The organism is Aneurinibacillus soli (assembly GCF_002355375.1).
GTDB lineage: Bacteria > Bacillota > Bacilli > Aneurinibacillales > Aneurinibacillaceae > Aneurinibacillus > Aneurinibacillus soli.
This window is the reverse complement of sequence record NZ_AP017312.1, coordinates 3053791-3073720: the sequence shown is the minus strand read 5'-3', so window position 1 is coordinate 3073720 and position 19930 is coordinate 3053791. Positions and strand designations below refer to the sequence as shown.

General features: G+C 46.7%; 21 protein-coding genes. All 21 read left to right on the top strand.

Annotated features, from left to right (window positions below; all coding sequences use genetic code 11):
- Positions 1 to 2: 2 nt before the first annotated feature.
- The 21 genes from CB4_RS15510 to CB4_RS15410 all read left to right on the top strand — a co-directional run bounded on the left by CB4_RS15510 (position 3) and on the right by CB4_RS15410 (position 19928).
- Positions 3 to 2036 carry a phage portal protein gene (locus tag CB4_RS15510; RefSeq protein ID WP_197703123.1) on the top strand — a complete coding sequence of 678 codons (2034 nt, stop codon included), beginning with the start codon at positions 3 to 5 and terminating at the stop codon, positions 2034 to 2036.
- A 19-nt stretch (positions 2037 to 2055) separates the two neighbouring features.
- Positions 2056 to 2706 (top strand): HK97 family phage prohead protease, encoded by a 651-nt coding sequence (locus CB4_RS15505; protein WP_096466657.1) that lies wholly within the window; start codon positions 2056 to 2058, stop codon positions 2704 to 2706.
- Complete coding sequence (locus CB4_RS15500; RefSeq protein ID WP_096466656.1) at positions 2707 to 3945, top strand: phage major capsid protein; 1239 nt, start codon at positions 2707 to 2709, stop codon at positions 3943 to 3945.
- A 33-nt stretch (positions 3946 to 3978) separates the two neighbouring features.
- A complete protein-coding gene (locus CB4_RS15495; protein ID WP_231956035.1) occupies positions 3979 to 4410 on the top strand; it encodes a hypothetical protein in 432 nt (143 codons plus the stop codon).
- A gap of 23 nt (positions 4411 to 4433) precedes the next feature.
- Entirely contained in the window at positions 4434 to 5027 is a 594-nt protein-coding gene (locus tag CB4_RS15490) for a head-tail connector protein (protein ID WP_096466654.1), read from the top strand.
- Positions 5028 to 5621, top strand: coding sequence for a head-tail adaptor protein (locus CB4_RS15485; protein ID WP_096466653.1), 594 nt, complete (start codon positions 5028 to 5030; stop codon positions 5619 to 5621).
- On the top strand, positions 5608 to 6048 hold the full coding sequence (locus CB4_RS15480; protein ID WP_096466652.1) for an HK97 gp10 family phage protein: 441 nt from the start codon (positions 5608 to 5610) through the stop codon (positions 6046 to 6048). The genes CB4_RS15485 and CB4_RS15480 overlap by 14 nt, the downstream gene beginning before the upstream one ends.
- Entirely contained in the window at positions 6045 to 6539 is a 495-nt protein-coding gene (locus CB4_RS15475; RefSeq protein WP_096466651.1) for a hypothetical protein, read from the top strand. The genes CB4_RS15480 and CB4_RS15475 overlap by 4 nt, the downstream gene beginning before the upstream one ends.
- Complete coding sequence (locus tag CB4_RS15470; protein WP_096466650.1) at positions 6536 to 6775, top strand: YqzN/YkzM domain-containing protein; 240 nt, start codon at positions 6536 to 6538, stop codon at positions 6773 to 6775. Before CB4_RS15475 ends, CB4_RS15470 begins: the two co-directional genes overlap by 4 nt.
- Positions 6756 to 8108 (top strand): phage tail sheath subtilisin-like domain-containing protein, encoded by a 1353-nt coding sequence (locus CB4_RS15465; RefSeq protein WP_096466649.1) that lies wholly within the window; start codon positions 6756 to 6758, stop codon positions 8106 to 8108. Before CB4_RS15470 ends, CB4_RS15465 begins: the two co-directional genes overlap by 20 nt.
- A 3-nt stretch (positions 8109 to 8111) precedes the next feature.
- Positions 8112 to 8555: a phage tail tube protein gene (locus CB4_RS15460; protein ID WP_096466648.1), complete on the top strand. Its 444-nt coding sequence runs from the start codon at positions 8112 to 8114 to the stop codon at positions 8553 to 8555.
- Positions 8556 to 8621: 66 nt separating this feature from the next.
- Positions 8622 to 9032: a hypothetical protein gene (locus CB4_RS15455; RefSeq protein ID WP_096466647.1), complete on the top strand. Its 411-nt coding sequence runs from the start codon at positions 8622 to 8624 to the stop codon at positions 9030 to 9032.
- Between the two features lie 203 nt (positions 9033 to 9235).
- Positions 9236 to 12805, top strand: a complete 3570-nt coding sequence (locus tag CB4_RS15450; RefSeq protein ID WP_096466646.1) for a tail tape measure protein — start codon at positions 9236 to 9238, stop codon at positions 12803 to 12805.
- A 3-nt stretch (positions 12806 to 12808) separates the two neighbouring features.
- Positions 12809 to 13456, top strand: a complete 648-nt coding sequence (locus CB4_RS15445; protein WP_096466645.1) for a hypothetical protein — start codon at positions 12809 to 12811, stop codon at positions 13454 to 13456.
- Positions 13457 to 13465: 9 nt separating this feature from the next.
- On the top strand, positions 13466 to 14446 hold the full coding sequence (locus CB4_RS15440; protein ID WP_096466644.1) for an XkdQ/YqbQ family protein: 981 nt from the start codon (positions 13466 to 13468) through the stop codon (positions 14444 to 14446).
- 2 nt (positions 14447 to 14448) lie between these two features.
- Positions 14449 to 14877 (top strand): DUF2577 family protein, encoded by a 429-nt coding sequence (locus CB4_RS15435; protein WP_096466643.1) that lies wholly within the window; start codon positions 14449 to 14451, stop codon positions 14875 to 14877.
- Positions 14867 to 15316 carry a DUF2634 domain-containing protein gene (locus CB4_RS15430; protein ID WP_096466642.1) on the top strand — a complete coding sequence of 150 codons (450 nt, stop codon included), beginning with the start codon at positions 14867 to 14869 and terminating at the stop codon, positions 15314 to 15316. The genes CB4_RS15435 and CB4_RS15430 overlap by 11 nt, the downstream gene beginning before the upstream one ends.
- Positions 15306 to 16151 carry a baseplate J/gp47 family protein gene (locus CB4_RS15425; RefSeq protein WP_096466641.1) on the top strand — a complete coding sequence of 282 codons (846 nt, stop codon included), beginning with the start codon at positions 15306 to 15308 and terminating at the stop codon, positions 16149 to 16151. The genes CB4_RS15430 and CB4_RS15425 overlap by 11 nt, the downstream gene beginning before the upstream one ends.
- On the top strand, positions 16148 to 16807 hold the full coding sequence (locus CB4_RS15420) for a putative phage tail protein (RefSeq protein WP_157738006.1): 660 nt from the start codon (positions 16148 to 16150) through the stop codon (positions 16805 to 16807). The genes CB4_RS15425 and CB4_RS15420 overlap by 4 nt, the downstream gene beginning before the upstream one ends.
- A 2-nt stretch (positions 16808 to 16809) precedes the next feature.
- Complete coding sequence (locus CB4_RS15415) at positions 16810 to 17121, top strand: hypothetical protein (RefSeq protein WP_231956034.1); 312 nt, start codon at positions 16810 to 16812, stop codon at positions 17119 to 17121.
- Entirely contained in the window at positions 17121 to 19928 is a 2808-nt protein-coding gene (locus tag CB4_RS15410; RefSeq protein WP_096466639.1) for a sialidase family protein, read from the top strand. Before CB4_RS15415 ends, CB4_RS15410 begins: the two co-directional genes overlap by 1 nt.
- The last annotated feature ends 2 nt before the right edge of the window (positions 19929 to 19930 follow it).

Below are 19930 nucleotides of genomic sequence, written 5' to 3'. Positions count from 1 at the left end.
AATTGAAACTGCCGGTTCTATCACGAATGTTCGGGCGATTTTTTGAGAAAAGAAGCGAACAAGAAGCAGCTGGAGGCAGTCTTTCTGGCTGGATGCGCGGGCAAAGTGTCGAGGAGATTAGCGCCAATGAAAATAATTCGCTTCAGCTCACGGCTGTTTGGGCATGTGTTCGGATTCTATCAGAAACGATCGCCTCCTTACCTCTCAATGTATATCAGCAGATGGACGGTGGGAAAGAAAAAGCAAAAGATCATCCGTTGTACGATGTGCTGCACAATGTCGCCAATGAAGAAATGACAGCTTTTAAGTTTCGAGAGACAGCACAGCTTCACCTTTCGCTTTGGGGCAATTGTTATGCTGAGGTTGAATACGATAAGGCCGGGAGAATACGTGGGCTTTGGCCACTACTGCCAGATCGAACAAAGCCGGTGAGGGCTAAGGGAAAGAAAGAGCTATACTATGAGACCACAATCGATGGACAACGTATAAGTTTGCCACGAGAGCGTGTTCTGCATATACCTGGTCTTGGTTTTGATGGACTGATTGGATATGCCCCTCTGGAAATGGCACGAAAATCATTTGAACTTGGGATGTATGCGGAACGATTCGGGAGCGATTTCTTTAAAAATGGAACCAATGTAGGTGCTGTAGTCACTCATCCAGGTACGTTGAACGATGGATCTTTTGAACGGTTGCGAAAATCGTTGCAGGAGAAATATGAGGGATTGGGTAAGGCGCATCGAATGATGCTCCTGGAAGAGGGGATGACGTTTGCCAAGAACATGATCCCTCCGAATGACGCTCAATTTTTAGAAACGCGCAAGTTTCAGATATCTGAAATCGCGCGTTTTTTTCGTGTTCCCCCTCATATGCTGGCTGACTTGGATAGGTCGACGTTTGGGAACATCGAGCACCAGTCCATTGAGTTTGTCACGCACACGATTCGTCCCTGGTTGGTCCGTTGGGAACAGCAGATGCAAAAGGATTTGCTGTCAGAGGAGGACAGAAAGAAATTTTCCATTAGCCATGTGATTGATGGCCTGCTACGTGGAGATATAAAAAGCCGGTATGAAGCGTATTCTATCGGTCGACAGAACGGATGGCTGAGTGCGGACGATATTCGAGAGCTGGAGGACATGAATGCCCTTCCGGATGGACAGGGCAAAGTCTATCTGGTTCCTCTCAATATGATGCCAGCACAGTATGTGATTGATGGTCCTGATACACAGGGAAATGAGTCGGGTACTACTTCGGAAGAACGGTCATTGCAAGCTCAGAAAGTAGCCGAACTGCGTAGGATTCGCCAGCGAAGAGTTTATGAACTACGCAGTCGTGTAACCAAAAACTATCGGAAGACGTTGGACCGAGCTTTCTCACGGATCGCGGAAAAAGAAGCAGGCGATGTGCTGCAGAAAGCGAATGAATTGTTCCAGCAGCGGAATATAGACCTGTTTAATCTGTGGCTTGATGATTATTACGATGATTTTCAGGTGTACTTCGAAGAAGAAATGATGCCGGTTATTCTTTCGCTGGCCGATACGATCATTCAAGGCGTTGCGGATGAACTGGAAGCCGAAGAAGAAATATCGCTACAGCCATTTATTGCAGCCATTGTGACTTCTATGGCGCTCCGGTATATTACCAGGTCAAAGAATCGAATCACTAAGGTCATAAATGATGGGGTTTCGAACAGTGTGGGCCTTGTAGAAGTGATTGAAAAAGAAACAACAAGGTGGAAAGAAAAGCGACCGGAGCAGGAAGCAAAACGCCAGTCAGTGCGGACGGCCAATGCGGTTGCGAAAGCGGCGTATAAAAAACACGGCGTTCGTGAACTTGTCTGGGTAACGTCAAGCGGAGAAGTATGCGACTTCTGTAAACGCCTGGACGGAAAAATAATTGGCATTGATCAAGCCTTTGTTGCCGAAGGTGAGGATCTGGTAGGCAATGAGGATGAAATGCCATTGAAGCCGAAAAAGAACATTAAACATCCACCTTTGCATAATGGTTGCGAATGTGGAATAGCGGCTAATCGATAACGTGAGAGGAGGTGATACCATGAATGACGAGAAAAACGAAAAGTTCGAACAGCGGACCTTCACGCTGTCCAATATTGAAGTGCGAATGGAAGGAGAAGCGGGAGCGCCGACTGTTTCCGGCGATGTTGTTATGTTTGAACAGTTATCTGTTCCACTTTGGGGTTTTCGAGAGAAGGTTCGAAAAGGGGCGTTTGATAAATCGCTACGTAAGTCGATCATTAAGGCTCTCTGGAACCATAATTCGGATCTGGTACTTGGAAGCACAAAGAACCGGACACTCCGTCTCTGGGAAGATGACATGGCACTCCGTTTTGAATTGGATCTTCCGAATACAACATGGGGCAAGGATGCAGCAGAATCGATCCGGCGTGGGGATGTAGACGGTGTGAGCTTCGGTTTTGAAGTTGTGAAGGATGAATGGGATTACGATGATCCATCCGATGTGATTCGCACACTGATCGAAGTCAATCTGTATGAGATTTCTCCAACACCATTCCCGGCATATCCAGACAGTTCCGTCGATATGCGCAGCGCAAAGCGAACGTTTGAACGATTCACAGCGTCTCGTGATGCGGAGAACCAAGAAGCAGCAAAAGAAGAGCAGGAACAACGAAAACAAAAGTTTGATGCTATGCGCAAGCGAATTGCGCTGGCGGAAATGGAGGCGTAGATGAAAAAGATTAGAGAGATGCGTGAGAAACGCGCGTCATTGGTGGAAGAAAGTCGTAAACTGATCGAACGTGCCGAACAGGAAAAACGCGGCATGACAGCTGATGAAGAGCAGCAGTTTGACAAGATCATGGCCGATGTAGACCAGTTGAGAAAGGACATTGACCGTGAAGAACGTCAGATTGAACTTGAAATGGAGCTGAATCAGCGGCAACATGACCCGACACGAAACAATCCTGGTGCAGGATCGGGAGCAGATCCGGAACATCGCGATGATCCGCGTGAAACACAGGAATATCGCGATACGTTTATGCGATTCATGCTTAACGGTCGTGAATCGATGAGTAACGAAGAGCTTAGATCACTGATGGCAGGTAATGATGCGAGTGGTGGCTACATTGTGGCACCGAAAAAGTTTGTGAATGAGCTGCTGAAAAAGGTGGATGATGCCGTTGTCATTCGTCAGCTGGCGCGAGTGATCCCGTTGGATACAGCCAAGAGTTTGGGTGTCCCGACCTTAGAGGAAGATATCGACGATGCCGAATGGACATCCGAACTCGCCTACGGAAATGAAGGCACGGTCAAGTTCGGTAATCGGGAGCTTACCCCACATCCATTAGCAAAATGGATAAAAGTATCGAACAAGCTTCTCCGAACAGGCGCTATGAACGTGGAAGACTTAATCAACGGACGTCTAGCTTATAAGTTTGCGGTTACGATGGAGAAAGCTTATATGACAGGTGATGGAGATAAAAAGCCACTTGGACTGTTTACGAAGTCAGAAAACGGAATTAGTTCGAAACGGGATGTATCTGGTGGGAATACGGCTACAGTGATTAAACCAGATAGCCTGATTGAGGCGAAATACAGCCTGAAACCACAATATCTTCCACGTGCCAAATGGATTTATCACCGTGACGTGATTAAGGAAATTCGCAAATTGAAAGATAATAATGGGCAATACATCTGGCAGGCTGGTATTGCAAACGGTGCTCCGGACCGTATTCTCGAATTGCCATATGTCATGAGCGAATATGCTCCAAATGATGTTTCAAGTGGTAACTACGTAGGTATTTTGGGTGATTTTCAATTCTACTGGATTGCAGATGCCCTCGATTTCCAAATGCAGCGCCTGCTTGAGCTGTTTGCTAAGACAAATCAAACAGGTTTCCTTGGTCGTATGGAAAGTGACGGTATGCCGGTCATGGAAGAAGCATTTGTACGTCTGAAAATGGGTTGATCCAACTAAACGGATCGCCCATTTTTAAATTCTATGAAAGAGGTGGGAGTATTGAATCTCTCTACAGAAGTTAAAATCGTAAAGCTGTCCTCGTCTACTACATCGACAACAGGTACAGTTGAATCGAATCCGATTGATACAACGGGATATGAAGGCTGCTTGTTTTTAACCAGCATTAAAGTATCCGATCCGGCTAACATTGTGAAAGTCCGGCAGGGTGGAAAAGACCTGGCGGATGCCACAGTCGTAACTCAGCATAACGGACAGGCCGTATATGTGGAGGTTCATCTTCCACAAACCATCCAAGGCAAGGAGCTACGTGTCGTTGTAGATCGCGGCGTGGCAACCTCTGTAGGCGATATTTATGCTATCTTGCACAGCGGACGCCGTCGCCCAGAAGTAAATGCTACAGATGCGGTAGATGGCATTATTGGCAAGCTTCTGGTCAGTCCAGATGTGGTGTAAAACGAAAGCCGAGGTGAGGAAAGATGCGACTGGTCAGCTCGCCTCTTGCTGAACCGCTTTCGCTTGCGGAAGCGAAGACCCATTTGCGTGTGGAATATGACGAGGAAGATAGCTTGATTCAAGGCTTGATTCGAGCAGCACGCGAATACTGTGAGAATTTTCAGCGGCGCGCCTACGTTTCGCAAGTCTGGGAGTTGTATCTTGATCGCTTTCCGGTGCAAATAGAAACGTCAAGGCCGCCGCTTTTATCTGTGGAAGCGATTCTGTACCGGGATGCGGAAGGGATGCAGCATACCCTCGAACAGCAAGCGTACATCGTGGATACAGCACCCGAGCCAGGGCGAATTCTTTTTAAAACGGCTCCAACAGTCGCCCTTTTCCCGGCATCTCCGGTCACAATTCGTTTTGTGGCCGGGTATGCACCGGTTACGACTCCTACCGATGATGGAGGAGAACATATTGACTATGTTGCACGGGTACCCGATGCGGTAAAACAAGCTATGCGCTTACTGATCGGACACTGGTATGAGAATCGAGAGGCTGTCACAATTGGACAGACCCCTACGACCGTACCATTTGCGGTAGAGGCGTTGTTATGGCAGGATCGAGTGTTTTAGATGAGAATCGGAAAAATGAATAAGCGGATCACCATTGAGCGCCTTCACACGACCGTTTCTGGCGCTCGTCTGGTGGAAACATGGGAAGAAGTCGCGTCCCGATGGGCATATTTTGATAATCTTCAGTCCCTTCGTGTTGTACTCCGGTATCTACCTGATGTAGAACCAGGTATGCGCATTCTGTATGGTCAGAAAATCTTCGATGTGGAAGATGTGAAGGACGTTGAAGAGAGACAGAAAGAGATACACCTTACGGTGAAACAGGTGGATCTCTTTCGTATGGACACCGAAGTGCACATATATCGTGTGACTGGAACAAAAGGTCAATACAATCTGGTCAGTGCCAGCAAAGAACTGATTACTACGGTCCTCTGCAAACCAGTATTCGAGGTTCCGATCCAATCCGATGCAGATGGAAAACCGCTAGAGTTCAAAGTTTCAAAGAAAATCATTGTACCGTTAGACACGGATATCCGGCTGGGAGATGAGATTCACCTGGGAGGCAGGCAATATCTCGTGAAAGATGTGCTGTCTTGCCGACACTGGCTGGAAGTCTTGTTTGAATCCGAGGTGATTGGTCATGACCGTTATTGATTTTGACGGGTTCACACGAAAACTTACTCAGCTGCAGCGTGATCGCCTTCCTCATATCATGCAAGATGTGATTGCTTCATTAGGGGATAAGATGCTCAATGAAATCGTAGCTGAAATCCAAAGTCAAGGACTTGTTCGCACGGAATTGATGAAGGAATCCTTTCAAAAAGGTGGCTATAAGAATGTCTGGCGGTGGGATGCAGATCGGAATGCCGTTACATTGGAAGTCGGTTCTAAGCTGTTCTATACAACATTCGTCAATGACGGATATACAATCAAAAAAACAAAAGACCGGCGTGGGCGTCGAATCAAGCCCCGTACCTTTATCGGACGTCATTTCGTGGATATCTCGTTGGACAACTTCCAGGGCGGCATGAATGCGCTGATTATGCAGAAGCTGCAGAAGGAGTTGAACCATATCTTATGAGCACTATAACGACACTGGTGTGGGCAGAGCTGCTGTACCGACTGTATCCAGATGTTGATGTGGTAACAGATGACCAGCAGTGGATGAACGGGCATGTGAAGCCACCAATCATTCAATTAGAGACCGACATCGTATCGGAAAAGACACATACACCCCAAGCGGTTCGAATTATTGAAGATGTCGGGCTGATTTTTCGCTTCAAAAAAGTCGAAGATCCAGGCGCACAGCAGCCGTATATCCAAATCGATGTAGAGCTGTTGCGTGCCTACCTACGTAAGCATAAGTATCAAGTCGCTTCGCAAGCTCATAAGACGTTACTTGTGCTGCAGGAGCCGACCATTAAAACGTTCAAAGATCGCGTTGAGTTTGAGTGCCGGTATTCCTACTTGTTGAATACAGACAGCGCAGATATTTCTCTTCCGGGTGAAAAGAAGCCGGAAAAAATTAATCATTTTTATGTGAAATCAGATGGAGAGGAGATCGAGGCATGAATGATAAACGTGCACGTAAGCCACCTGCAGTTGTGCAGGATGAGCTGAGCAAACGAACTAAACAGGAATGGATTGAGAGCGCAGAGCCAGTGTTCAAGAAAGAACGCTTTGAAATGGCCGGCGCTCTTTTTGATCGCAAGGATACCGACCTGCTTTCCGAGCAGGAAGTGAAAAAGAAACTGGATACGTACTTGAATCCGGTAAAGGAGGAAGCGAATGTCGATTCAACGGAATAGAGCAGGAGCATATGTAGAGTTAATGGCAAAAGCGAAGGCGCGTGTCATTCCCACTACAGGTCGTGTATTGATTCCGTACCAGGCGGAATGGGGACAACCAAATTTTGCGGTAGACATGGCAGACGATGCAGAGCGTTTGAAAGAAACAGGGAAACTGGTGGATGAGGTCGAGTTGGCTGCCGAGAACGGAGCTACGGTTGTCGGGTACCGTATTACGAATGAAGCAGAGAAAGCGGCTTCCCATACCGTAGCGGATAGCCACATCATCGAAGCGCGATATCCGGGTAAACGCGGTGAGGATTTTGAATATGCTATCCGGACAAGTCTTGTTGATGCCTCAAAGAAAGAAATCATTGTACGCGACACCAAAATGATTTATGAGACGGAAACATATCTGGTGGCCGATCAAGCAGATGCGGAAGAAAAGTTGAAGAAATCAGCTATGGTACGCTTTAAAGCGAATGGAAGCGCAACGCTGGCAAATCTGGATTACACACCACTTACTGGTGCTGTATCCGGTACGGCCACGATTACAGCTGCACAATGGAGCGGCATTTTCAATCGAGTAGATGGGCTTGATTTCGATGTATTCTATCTACCTTCTACGGACCCGGCTATCCAGGCTGCATGCAAGCAATGGCTACTGGATCGCAGAACAAAGGCGCGTAGGTTGGCGCAGTTGGTTGTTGCAGGCGAAGCAAGCAAAGATGACGATATCGAAGCACACAACGTTCGTTCTCGTGCTATGAATGCCCGGTTCATCATCAATTGCTCGATTGCGGGCCAGCATGACAATGAGAAAGTATATGATTCTGTTCAATGGGCGGCATGGGTGGCGGGGCTGGCGGCGGGAACACCAGCTAACAAGTCATTTACAGGTGTCCGGGTACCGATGAAGTTGGCGAAGATCGACTGGAGCCACAGCGAAGTGATGAAGGGTCTGTCAGAAGGAACGCTGATGGCGACTCGCGATGGTTACGACTACATCATTGAGTCAGCCGTCAATACGTTGACTTCACTTGGACCGGGTGAGCGAGAGGACTTCGGGAAAATCCGTGTATCCATGACGATGGACCAAATTCTGAATGACATTTACTCTGTCGGCAAGAAAATGAAGGCGCGGCTGGATAACGACAAGGATGGACGCGGACTCTTTATCGCGGCTTGCCTGGAGTACTTGAAGATTCGCGCCAAACAGAAGGCCATCGCGGAAGGGTATACGTTCACAGAGTCCGCAACTAAAGTGAGCGATTTCGACTTTGCTTTCTTCGATCTTTATGCACAACCACTCGATGCGATTGAAGCATTCTTTATTAACTGGGAGGTGGCGTAGTAGATGGAACGCGAACTGATTGGCCGTAATCTATCCGTACAGGATGATAACGGAGATCCTCTTCAAACAATCAAGGAGATTGAGGTCATCCTAAAGCCGGAAAATTTGGATATTGTCCGGGCTCGTCGTATGTCTAAAACCAAGCAACTTGTCGGATATGAAATCCCAGTAAAGATTGTCATGTCAAAACTGGAATCACGTCTGCGTTACAGACTGCTTGATCTGTTCAAGCAAGGGAAAACGATGTATCTCCCTCGTGTTACAGGGGCGTTGGAAGATAGAATTACTGGAAACACCGAACGAGTTCTCATTACTGGTATTCACATTCATGGTGACATTGATATCATCGTAGCCAAGATTGATGAAAACAAAGGAATCGACATTACACTGGAAGGAACGGCCACTGATTTCGATTTTGTAGAGAAGTTCCCAGAGTATATGGCATAGGAGGGCATATAGCCCTCTTTTTTACTACCTAGCAAAAAAATAAACGAACCTATGGAGGAAAAAACAATGAGCGACAAATTACAGAAATACCTGGAGAAAGCAAAAGCAGGACGACGCGACGATATTATTACGGTGGACGCAGATGGTGATAAGTGGTCTGTGCGCCGACTGACTACAATGGAGGTACGCCGTTCCTATGAATTGGCTGTAGATGAAGATGGAAAACAGCTAGATTCTTATAACGACATTGATGTAATGATTGTAAAAGCCACAGAACATGAATTTGACTGGAGCAACAAAGAGCTGTTACTAGCGTATGGGTGTATCTATAAATGGGAGTTGCCACCACGAGTACTTGATACCCCGGAAGATTACGCAAAGCTTGCAAAAGCAGTCCGTAACTTCACAGATACCAAAGAAGCTCTCGTCGAAGAATCAAAAAACTCATCCGGCGAGACGGAGAAGCAAGCTGGGTAGCATCCTTTTGGATCAACCAGAAGCGCTTGCCAAAAGAAGTCTTGCCGTACAAAGTCGATAAACAGCGCCAGTATTACTTCTGCCTCGCGGCTAGTATGATTGCGGAAGAAGAGCAGAAACGGGCGATGAGGAAGTAAAGTAGCGTGGGAAGGAATATGAGTTACGTCCCTTCCTTTAGCTACTATGAAAAGTGGTGAAAAATCATGGCAACAACCCCAGTTACCGTTGCTTTTGAAGGAAAAGATTTAATTTCCGGTGTGTTGCGTGGAATTAGTAACATAGCCCACCGAACATCTGCGGATATTGTCGGTCTACGACGCGTGGCAGGAGACATGTATGACGGTCTGATTTCAGGAGGAAGAAGAGCCGGGGATTCGCTAAATGATCTAGGGAGACAGGCAGGATCGGCAGCAGATGAAGTTCGAGGATTAGGTAGAGAGCGGGTAGATGATCTTTTTAGTACCGCACGTCGAGGAGCCGATGATCTTCGAAGAGCTGTTGGTCGGACTGGAGCAGAGATTCACGCCCTGCCTGATGCACATGTTCAATTACGTGCCCGTGACGATATCAGTCCTGCATTAGACGGAATTGGTGCTAAAATATCAGCAATCACGGCGGCAGCTGGTGGAATTGTAATCGGTGGAAATGTCAGTGACTCTCTTATGGGAGGAGTATCTGAATATAATGATGCGGCGTCTCGGTCAGCATCGTATCTCTCAGCTACTGATCGACAACATGCATTGAAAGAAGCAGACCGTTTATATGCTCAAGGGTACTTTGAGTCACGTTCAGAAGGTGCACAACAAGTAGCGGATATTGCACCACTTGTAAGTAATAAGTCTAAGATCGGCGACTATATATCATCGTCTGCCAAGATGCAATATATCATGCCAGATTTAAGCCCAGAGGAATCTAATCGGGCACTGTCGCAAGCAACGAATGTATTCAAGGAAACCCCACAACAGATCGCAGATAGCATGATGTACGCCTATTCAAAAGTGGGAGATCGCCAGCAGGACCTAGCGGATACATTCTGGGAATACAGTGGTTATTTTAAAAAGACAGGCGCAACATCAGGCCAAATGTCTAACTTCTTAACGAAAAGCGTTCAAGCAGGTTCGTTTAACTTTGATAAACCAGCCGACTTTATCAAAGAAACATTTGGGGTTAAGGCGCTTGATGCAGGCGATATGGAGAAGTACTTTGTTTCTCGTGGATCGAGTAAAGATGTGGCCAAAAAACAAGCAGAACAATTTACTTCTGACATCAATTCCAGTGATGTGCAACGTGCGCGAGGCGCTCTTATGGCACTCGTAGGGGATCTTTCGAGTCAAAAACCGGATGAACTGAAAGCATCTCTCGTACAGCTTGGTTCGGCAACAGCTGAAGACAATGGGGATGCGATCCTAAAAACATGGAAGACGATGTTTGAAAAGCCTCCTGCTGAAATTTCTGGCACAACAGACCGACTCGTACAAGCACAACAAGATGCCAATCCGATGCTTCCATTAATCAAAGCACAACATGAACGTGATTTGCTTATGCAAGAAATCGGAGGCAATATTGCGGTTGCTTCACTACCTGCTTTAAAAGAATTCAACACTTTGATTGTACAAAACAGAGACAGTATCGAGGGAATCGGCACCTCGATCGCAAGTATGACAACAAAATCCATGGCATTTTATAAAGAGCATTTTACGGCGATCAATTATCTAGTTGCTGGACTGGCTGGTATTTTTGTGGCCAAGAAAGCCGTTGATCTCGTAAAAGGCGGGGTTAATCTTGCGAAAGGCACAGCTGGTGTAATCGGATCAACGTCCAAAAAAACAAAAGAACTCTATGTAGGTGGTAGAGAGAAAGTAAGCCGATCTTTTATCGGACGGGGATATCGTCGAACGAATGAATGGGCTGCGGATACGTATGCAGGCAGGCAAACTCGCCGTGCTGGAACGTGGGTACGTGAATCACGTGTAGGGAGAGGGGCCGGTAAAGTTCGAGACTTTTTCTCTCGTAAAAAAGAAGAACCCGAATTGGAACCAAAGCGATTCACACGCCCTGGTAGAAAAACAGAGGATGATCCGTTTCGGCATCGTTCCTCCCTGTCATCGATGACGATACAGGCAGGCCGTGTCTACGTAAATGGCTCTGTATCTGGTGGAGGAGATCGAGGAATACGGGAAAGAAATCCCGGAAATGACCGAAGTAGACGCAGAGGAACGGGATATGATCGAGATGATATAGCGCCTAAACGCCGCAAACGCACTCTATCACGTGAAAAAGGATTGGACCTTATTCGTAGTCAACGCCCTGAACAAGAGCCAAAGAAAGGGCTGCGGAGCCGTGCGAAGGATGCGATATTCGGTAAGAAACCAGCAATCCCAGAAACAGGGCTAGAGCAAGCTGGAAAGCTCGCTAAACTCGGAAAGTTTGCTAAAGGTGCAGGAATTATCGGTACAGTAGCCAGCGCTGGTCTAGCTGGATATGATATCTATCAATCAGCCAAAACAGACGGATGGAAACAAGCCCTCTCGACCCGTGGTGGAGCTATGGCTGGTGGCGTTGCTGGTGGTGCGATTGGTGGTGTCATCGGTTCAGTAGCGGGACCAATCGGGACGGCAGCCGGTGCGTATCTCGGTAATGTAGTAGGAGAAAAACTAGGTAGCCTAGCTGACAGCAGTGGGTTAACCGCAAAGGCCGTTGATAAGATTGCCTCCCTAAAAGATACATTCAGCTCTTGGAAGGACAAAGCCTCAAACTGGATAAGTGGAAAGGACAAAAAAGCAGAGGAAGAAAAGGCGAATATGAGTCCGCCAAAAGCGCCACCTTCCCAACCTTGGAGACTTCCTACTTTAACCCCTGAAGCAAAGAAGAAGATGGAGGACATGTTTACTTCTTTCCGAACATCGATGAAACAGCGGGGAATGGAGCTAGATTTAACTCCCCTCAAGAAAACTGGACAAGAAGTTAAGGATACATTTTCAAAAATAAAGCAGAATGTCACAGGTATTTGGAAAGGAACGAATTCGACAAAAGCGCAACATGATGTCCATGCTGTGGGAACTGCTGCGAAAAAGACTGAATCCGAGGCGAAGCGAATGGGGATTGTCTCAACAAAAAGCACCCGTGATATGGCGGCAGGAGCTCACAAGGCTGGGCAAAGCTTTACAGGCATCAGCGCAACCGTATCAGGAGTTGTGAGCCAAGTAAGACAGAAGCTTGATTCTCTCAGTAACATTTCGAGCAAGGGAAGTACATGGGGAAGTAATCTTATGTCCATGCTGATATCAGGGATTAGAAGTAAGTTCCCTGATCTGACTGCGACCGTATCGTCTGCTGCAGGCGTCCTTAAAAAGTATTTAGGATTCTCGTCGCCAACAAAAGAAGGACCTGCCAGTCGTTCAGATAAGTGGGCACCGAACTTCATTTCTATGTTTTCCGACGGCCTAGATCCACGCCCGGTTCGAGAACGAATGAACCTGATCGCCGGTACCATGAATCAACCTTTGCATAGTCGTGCATCATTGAATTTCGTCCCACATAGACAATCAATGTCAACAAGTGGACACATTCCAGTAGCGCAAACGCTGAATCAGTCATCTCGTTCAGGCGGTAACGTTACGATTCAAAGTATTAACCTTGATTTTGGCGAGATGGCGAAACAAGTCACCAACTTTGCGGAATTCGCTAAGATGATGACCAGCCCAGAAGGACGCGCACTGATTCGCAAGGTATTTGGAGAAGAACTCTACTATGCGTTGGAGAACGGAGGATAATGAATGCTAGCATTCGCACAAGGTAACAATCGATTCACCTTCCCTCTTACTCCAGCTGAGATTCAGATCCAGTCTGGGAATGAAATTGAAACTTTCACCGTCATAACCGGAGAAGAGCGCACTGGAAAACCCGTATCCAAAGTGGAACGGGTTTCTTTTTTGGCTATTTTTCCACGTTACTGGCAAGAAATCTGGGAGACAGGGACGGAAAACATCAAATACCAGTCACCTGAACAGGCATTGGGGCTGCTGCTTCAATGGAAAATAAAGCCCGTTGTACTGATCTTTGACGAACTGTTCAGTCGAACCATGTTGCTTGAAAGCATTGAGCGTACCTATAAAGATGGTCAGGGTAATATGCATTTCAACTTCACTCTGGTTGAATACAAGCCTGTTAAGACTATCACATATTCAAATACGAAACAGATCCTTAAGCCAGGATTAATCATTACTAAATCTTCTAAAAGTCGTCCGAACACTACAGGGAAAACATCGAAGAAAAGCGATAAAAAGAAAAAGGGTGACAAGAAAAAGAAAGGAGACAAGAAGAAAAGTGATAAGAAAAAAGAAGGTGTAACTGGATCCTTTACTTATGGAGCGCCGGAACAGAAAAAACGCATGGATTCTACTATCAAGCGCGTGAAAGGGTGATGAAAGTAGATGGATAATTTCGCGGTCGTCTATGGCAAGCAAAATATACGTCATATCCTGACCGATGCCATAGCGGAACTATCCTGGTCATCGAATCGAGAGGAGATCACCCGGTCCCTGACAGCGCGGCTACGCGATATTCCACCGATCCAAGCAGCGGGCATGTTCATGTGCTTTGCCAAGCAATCTGCAAACTCCCTCTTTCATGCAACCAATCAGTTTTTTCATGGACCCATCATTTCGTTTGAGGAGAACGAGTTCACCCATGAATGGGAGATGCAGGCGCGAGAAATCGGGTGGTACCTGGCTAAGAACAAAGGGATGCGTCCCTATCTCAAAGGTAAAGCAGGCACAGAGCTTCAAACGTACATTCGGAGTACAGGCGTAGACTTCCGATGCCCGGATCTCGGCTTCTCCATCGACGAACGATACGGAACGATGTTTCACTCTGAAATCATCTTGGACGTCCTTCAGAAAGCCTATGAGCATACCGGCTATCGATTCTACCTGGAATATCTACGGACCGATCAGAGCTACTATATTGTCGTAGCAAGGGAAGGAACGAATACACGGGTGCCGGTGTTTGTGCGTGACCAAATGGAAGCCAGCAGCCGAGGAAGCTCTATTGAGGATGTGTATACGGTAGTCACAGCGGTCAAATACAAGGATGACAAAGCGATTGCCACTGTGACCAAGACCGATATCGGGGCACTCAACAACCTAGGGCGTATGGAAGAAATTATTGAGGTTGAGGAGAAAGAGAACCCCTCTACGATTGCCACGCAGAAGCTAACGGAATTGTCGAACGTAAAACAAACTAAGAAAATCACGGTCCGTCACGAAGACCATTCGCTCTCTCGAATGCGTGCCGGCTGGCTCGTGCTAATTCAAGAATCCACCTACAAATCAAAGTGGGTGATTATTAGCGAACAGACCACCTTTAAAAATGGAACGTATACGGTACAAATGGAACTGGAAGGGAGGACGTAACCATGTTGAGAAAAGCGGTCGATCTCTGGAAAGAGAAAATAACCGGACACATCGATGCGAAGGACACCGAGCGGGCTACGCTGCTCAGTTGGCCCGATAACTCATCAATCAAGGTAGATGGTGAGACAGCTCCCTATGAAAGCGACAAGCTCGTCATTGCGGAATACTTGCAGGATCGAAAAGTCGAAGCTTATTTTCAGATTGGACAGTACATGGAGGGAGAAGAAGCGAAAGGCACCGTTACGGGTGTACTGGCAAATGGTGTGGAATACGAAAGTGGTGCTCCATACGAAAAGGTTCCCCGATCCTCTCTCCAAGGCACCATTGTCATTCCGAGTCCACTTAAAGTCGGGGATCGCCTGATCGTGTCCCGACTAACCGGACAGCGCTACTACGTTCACGGGAAGGAAGTGAGTGAACATGGCGGATGATCCGATTCCAATGTTTCCGACATTCGACCTTTCTGACTTGGAGTCTTTGGACGAAATCGATGGCATGCCATCGGAAGAGAAGTGGTCATATGTGATGGATTTTGAGCAACGAAAACTGATGCGCGATACGGATGGACAGCTCCTACGTACCAAGACGTATGAAGAGTATCTGGTCCAAGTCGCCATGCGCATTTTAAATACAGAGCGATTCCGGCATGGAATTTATGATGAGGAAATCGGAGTAGAACGTTCTGAATGGCCTGGATGGTCCGATATCGAAATTAAGCGGGATATAGAAGAGGCACTGGAAGCACATATGGAGATTGAAAAAGCCGATGTGAAGCAGCTTACTCGAGGCGGAAGTGTCGTATATGCAACGATCAAGATCACAGGTGCAGCTGGAGCGGTAGAATGGGAGGCGGATCTGAATGGCGGATGAGTATGTACCTTTACCCGATCCTGAGCTGATTCAACTGAAGCTGGGTGACCAGATGCTGCTTTTGAGAGAAACGCCGGACATGATTTATGAACGGGTGGCCAATCGGGTAAAAGGTGTCATCCCGACGGAACAAGGATCGGACTTCTATGTGTTCAACTATCCCATGTGTGAGGAAATCGCCGAGCAACAGATCATTTTTGAATACGCCTGGATTCAGGGATTTCCTATTTGGGCAGATGGTGAGTTTCTGGATTGGCACGGGCAAAAAGAATTCTTAAGGCTACCACGCATTCCTGGTGAATCGGATGATTCCTATCGTGATCGATTGATTCAAGCGGCCAGCGAACGGGAAGGCTGGGGCCGGAAAGTCGATTACGCCCGTCTCGCACGGAATGCCGGCGCAGGCTATGCGAAGGCCGTTGAATATCAGCGAAATGATCTGAGTGTCGATATTTACGTGACCGACCTAGACGGGAACCCAGCGGATGAATCGCTGTGCCAGCGAATCCGTGAAGCCATCGAGACTGATCGCATGGCACTCCATGATGTCATGGTCCATCCGGCTATCGTCAATGCCGTTAACATCGAAAGTAAACTGTTCTTCTCCCCTGACATTACAGACGAACAGATTCGACAGGCGGAACAATTGATTATGAACCGGATCATGCAGTATACAGAAAAAAATACATTCCTTCGCTATCATGCGATTGGGGCTTTGTTTCTCATACCAGGTGTGACGATTGATTATACAGCCTACACCGTGAATGGTGGCGCCGACAACATTCAAACACCAGAAGGAGCAGTAAACGTGGTGAAGTGGAGGCGGCTGACGTGAGCGTAATCGTTCCTCTGAAATACAGAAAAGAGATTCCAGCGTTTTACTACGAAGAGCCGTTCTTCGCCTATTCTTTTGATGCGATGGATAAGGAACTGCTGCTACACCAGTGGCGTGGTCGGGACATATGCAACCAATTCTTCCGCTCACAGGCAACATGGGGGATCGTGGTATGGGAATCCATGTTCAAAGTCGAGAAACCTATTGGAAGTATAGGGGAACGACGTGACGGAATCCTGGAAGCCCACTTTTTCACTCTCCCCTTTACACCTAATGTGCTTACATCTATCGCAAATAGTGTATCTACCATGCAAGGCGCTAAGGCTGAAGAAATTTTTGACCAGCAAATTATTCGATTTATTTTTCAATTGGAGGACACAGTTAACATCGAGCGACTTCGTAAAATTTTCGAGGGAATCAGGCCAACTCATGCGCTTGGAATGGAAGCTGTGGTTACCGGAACAGATGCGATTCCACTGCAGGTAGAAGCATTATCTCGTTATCATGACCATGAATATCTATTCTGTGGCGATTTTTACCCAGAAGATGATCTGGAAGGGCGAATCTATGAAGAAAGCCTGCCGGTAACTACTATAGAACGGGAACACACCTTCATGTATCCAGAATGTAATGACTTTTATCCAGGGGAGGAATAAACGTGGCAGCTACAATTGTACAACCGTTATTGCTGCAGCTATTGCGAGATGACATAAGCAGGCATGTCGACCATGCCTTTGTAAATATCAATGGCCAGCCACAAACATTCCCGATTTTCAAAACTGATGTAAATGGGATGAGGCTGACAATATACATTTATTTGGATGATACGGTGCAGGGGAACATTCAGAGTTTCTCCCTCATGGACAGTACAGGAAATACACTCGCAATCAAGCCGGTTTCCGTTACTAAAGTGGAGACCGGCTTACTTATTGCCTTTGAATTTGAAGTGAAAGTTGAGGTGAAAGCGTAGTGGCGTATCAAAAACAGGAATGGATTGACCGTGTTATTGACCCGGTTCAGATTGACCCCGAAACCGGAAAACTGAAAGTGGTGCAGGAAGGAACCCGGTTCACTTCTACACGTGCCAACCATTTCGAGCAAGGGATCGCGGATGCTCATAGCCTGGTTGAGTCGTTAGCAAAAGAATGGGGCGGAAATTTCGTGGCTGCGCCTAGTGGAACGGCGGGATTGCAGTTTTCTGCTTCCGGATTAACTGCCAACTGGACATCTGGTATTGCATATGTAGGTGGACTAAGATTCGATGTTACAGCTGGTAATATGCCGCTAAACGCTACACAAGGACAATACATCTACTTAGACGTAGATGGAGTAGTAAAAAACACCACAACACAAGCTACAGCCAATGCAGCCCTACCATTGTGGTACTTTGCTACAGATGCAAGCCAAGTCATTACATCCATCGATCAGCGTAACACGCTTAATTTCGATGCCCTAATAGCAGATCAGACAATGGCGCTTCCGACATCAGATCAGACAGGTAAACTACGACAATGGCTCTCTTGGTTTGCCAATATGATTACAAAAATAACCGGGAAGGCGAAATGGTGGCAAACACCTTCTACTACCCTAGAAGCAGCAAATGCACATATGAACGCTACAACAGGTGTACATGGGGCTACGTCAGCAGATACCGCAAACACGCTCACACAGCGAGACGCAAATGGGGATATGTCTACGCGGCAATTCAAATCAACGGCAACTACAGGGACGGCACCGTTTTCTGTCCTAAGTACAACGGTTGTAACGAACCTTTGTGCTGACTTGCTGGATGGATACCATGCAAGTTCATCTGGCACCGGAAACACTATCGCCTTGCGCGATTCGTCAGGGTCGCTGACAGTCAAACAACTATGGACTACAGCCACAACTGGGACATCTCCTCTTGTAGTATCCAGCACCACGAAAGTAACCAATTTAAACGTAGATCAAGTAGATGGATACGATGCGAATACGGGTACTACGGCAAACACGATACCTGTACGTGATTCCGTAGGGAAAGTACCGGGAAGTATTACTGGTGATGCAGCAACGGTAGGTGGAAAATCGCTGACTGACATTGTAGCTACAGCACAGACGTTTGGTAATTTTGACGTAGCTTATAATGCTGTAGCTGACTCCTTAGACTTTAGGGACAAGACGACAGGGAACATAGTTAAGCGGCTATACAGGGATGGAAACCTTAAAATTGTTGGTCAGATACAAGAAGTAACCGTAATAAAAATCGGGCAGGACATTGTGTGTACAGAGGACATGACAACCGGGGCGCTAATAAACGTAACGGGAGCAGGTACGTCTCTCTCACTCGCACAAACTGGCGGCGTATACGCGTCAAGTGGGAACCGGGTGCAAACATATGATTTAACGTCTGTAAAACTGGCCGCAACTACAAAACTGTCATGGACGCAGGATTTAGGTAAATTGCCTATGACGTATGACTATACAACGCCAATTAACGTTGCCAATAGCGGGTATACAACAAACGAACACGCAAGACCGCAAAAATTGAGCAACGGGTGGATTATTACTGTTTCCCGTGATGCGAGCCATATTTATGTCCATGTATTAAAAGACCCGGCAGGTACCTACGAATTATTAACAACCGCTACAATTTCAGGGACTATGCAAGACGTGGCGGTAGCTTCTAATGGGACACAAGTCTATATTGTTGCATCTATATCAAGCACAGTAAACAGTGCGCTTTTAGGAATGTTTGATGCCGTTAATGTTACGTCCACATTCACTTTAAACAAAGGAACAGTAACCGGGCTTACATTAATCGGGGGGTGTAGTATTTGTATTGGCGATGACGGTACAATACACGTTGTCGCTTCCGGTACGGACAGTGGTTATGTAAATAGTTATAATATCCGGTATACGAAATCAACCGATAACGGGGCTACATTCATTTCTCCGGTTATGTTTACAAGTGATAACACGGCCAATATCCATAGTGTTAATCCCGTTATCTGCATGGCGAATACAAACACAGTTATATGTGCGTACACAAAACAAATAGGAAGCGGAGTATATGGAATACGTTCAAGGACGTATAACGGCACGACTCTAGGTAACGAAATTGTTATTCAAAGCGGTGTAAGCTATCAACACGATAACCCGTCAATCGTCAAAGATTCAGCAGGTGTTATTCACACCGTATGGTGGGGGGTAGATGGTACAGACCCCAATTGGAACCATGTTCGATATAGCAAGTCACTAGATGTCGGAGCCACGTGGTCAGCCCCTGTGAAATTAACAAGTGGTACTACACGTTTTTCTGCATGGCCATCTATCACAGCAGACAAAAACAACAATCTTTTTGTACTGTGTGCTACGTCAACAACGTCAATCCACAATATAGGCAAGATTGCATGTACAAATGGAACATGGGGGGCCATTGTGCAATTAACGAACTATACCACGGGAACAACGACAAGGCCGACAACGATAGAAAATAGCAGAGATTTTACAGAACCACTCACGGCTTGGCAGGATAGCCAAAACGGGGCTATTAAATTTTACGGTAAGTTTACAGCTATTAGTAATAATCCAGCCGGGACTATAACCTTAGAAACATCAATCGACAATGGGGCTACATGGCAAACGGCCACAAACGGGACAACTATTCCGGGGATTGCAACAGATATGGATGTAAAAGGAAAAACGCTGAAAGTCCGGCAGACGATTACGACAAATAACACAAGCGTTTCCCCTACCATTTCAAACGTAAAACTAGAACTATACAGTAAGGCGGGGTGATC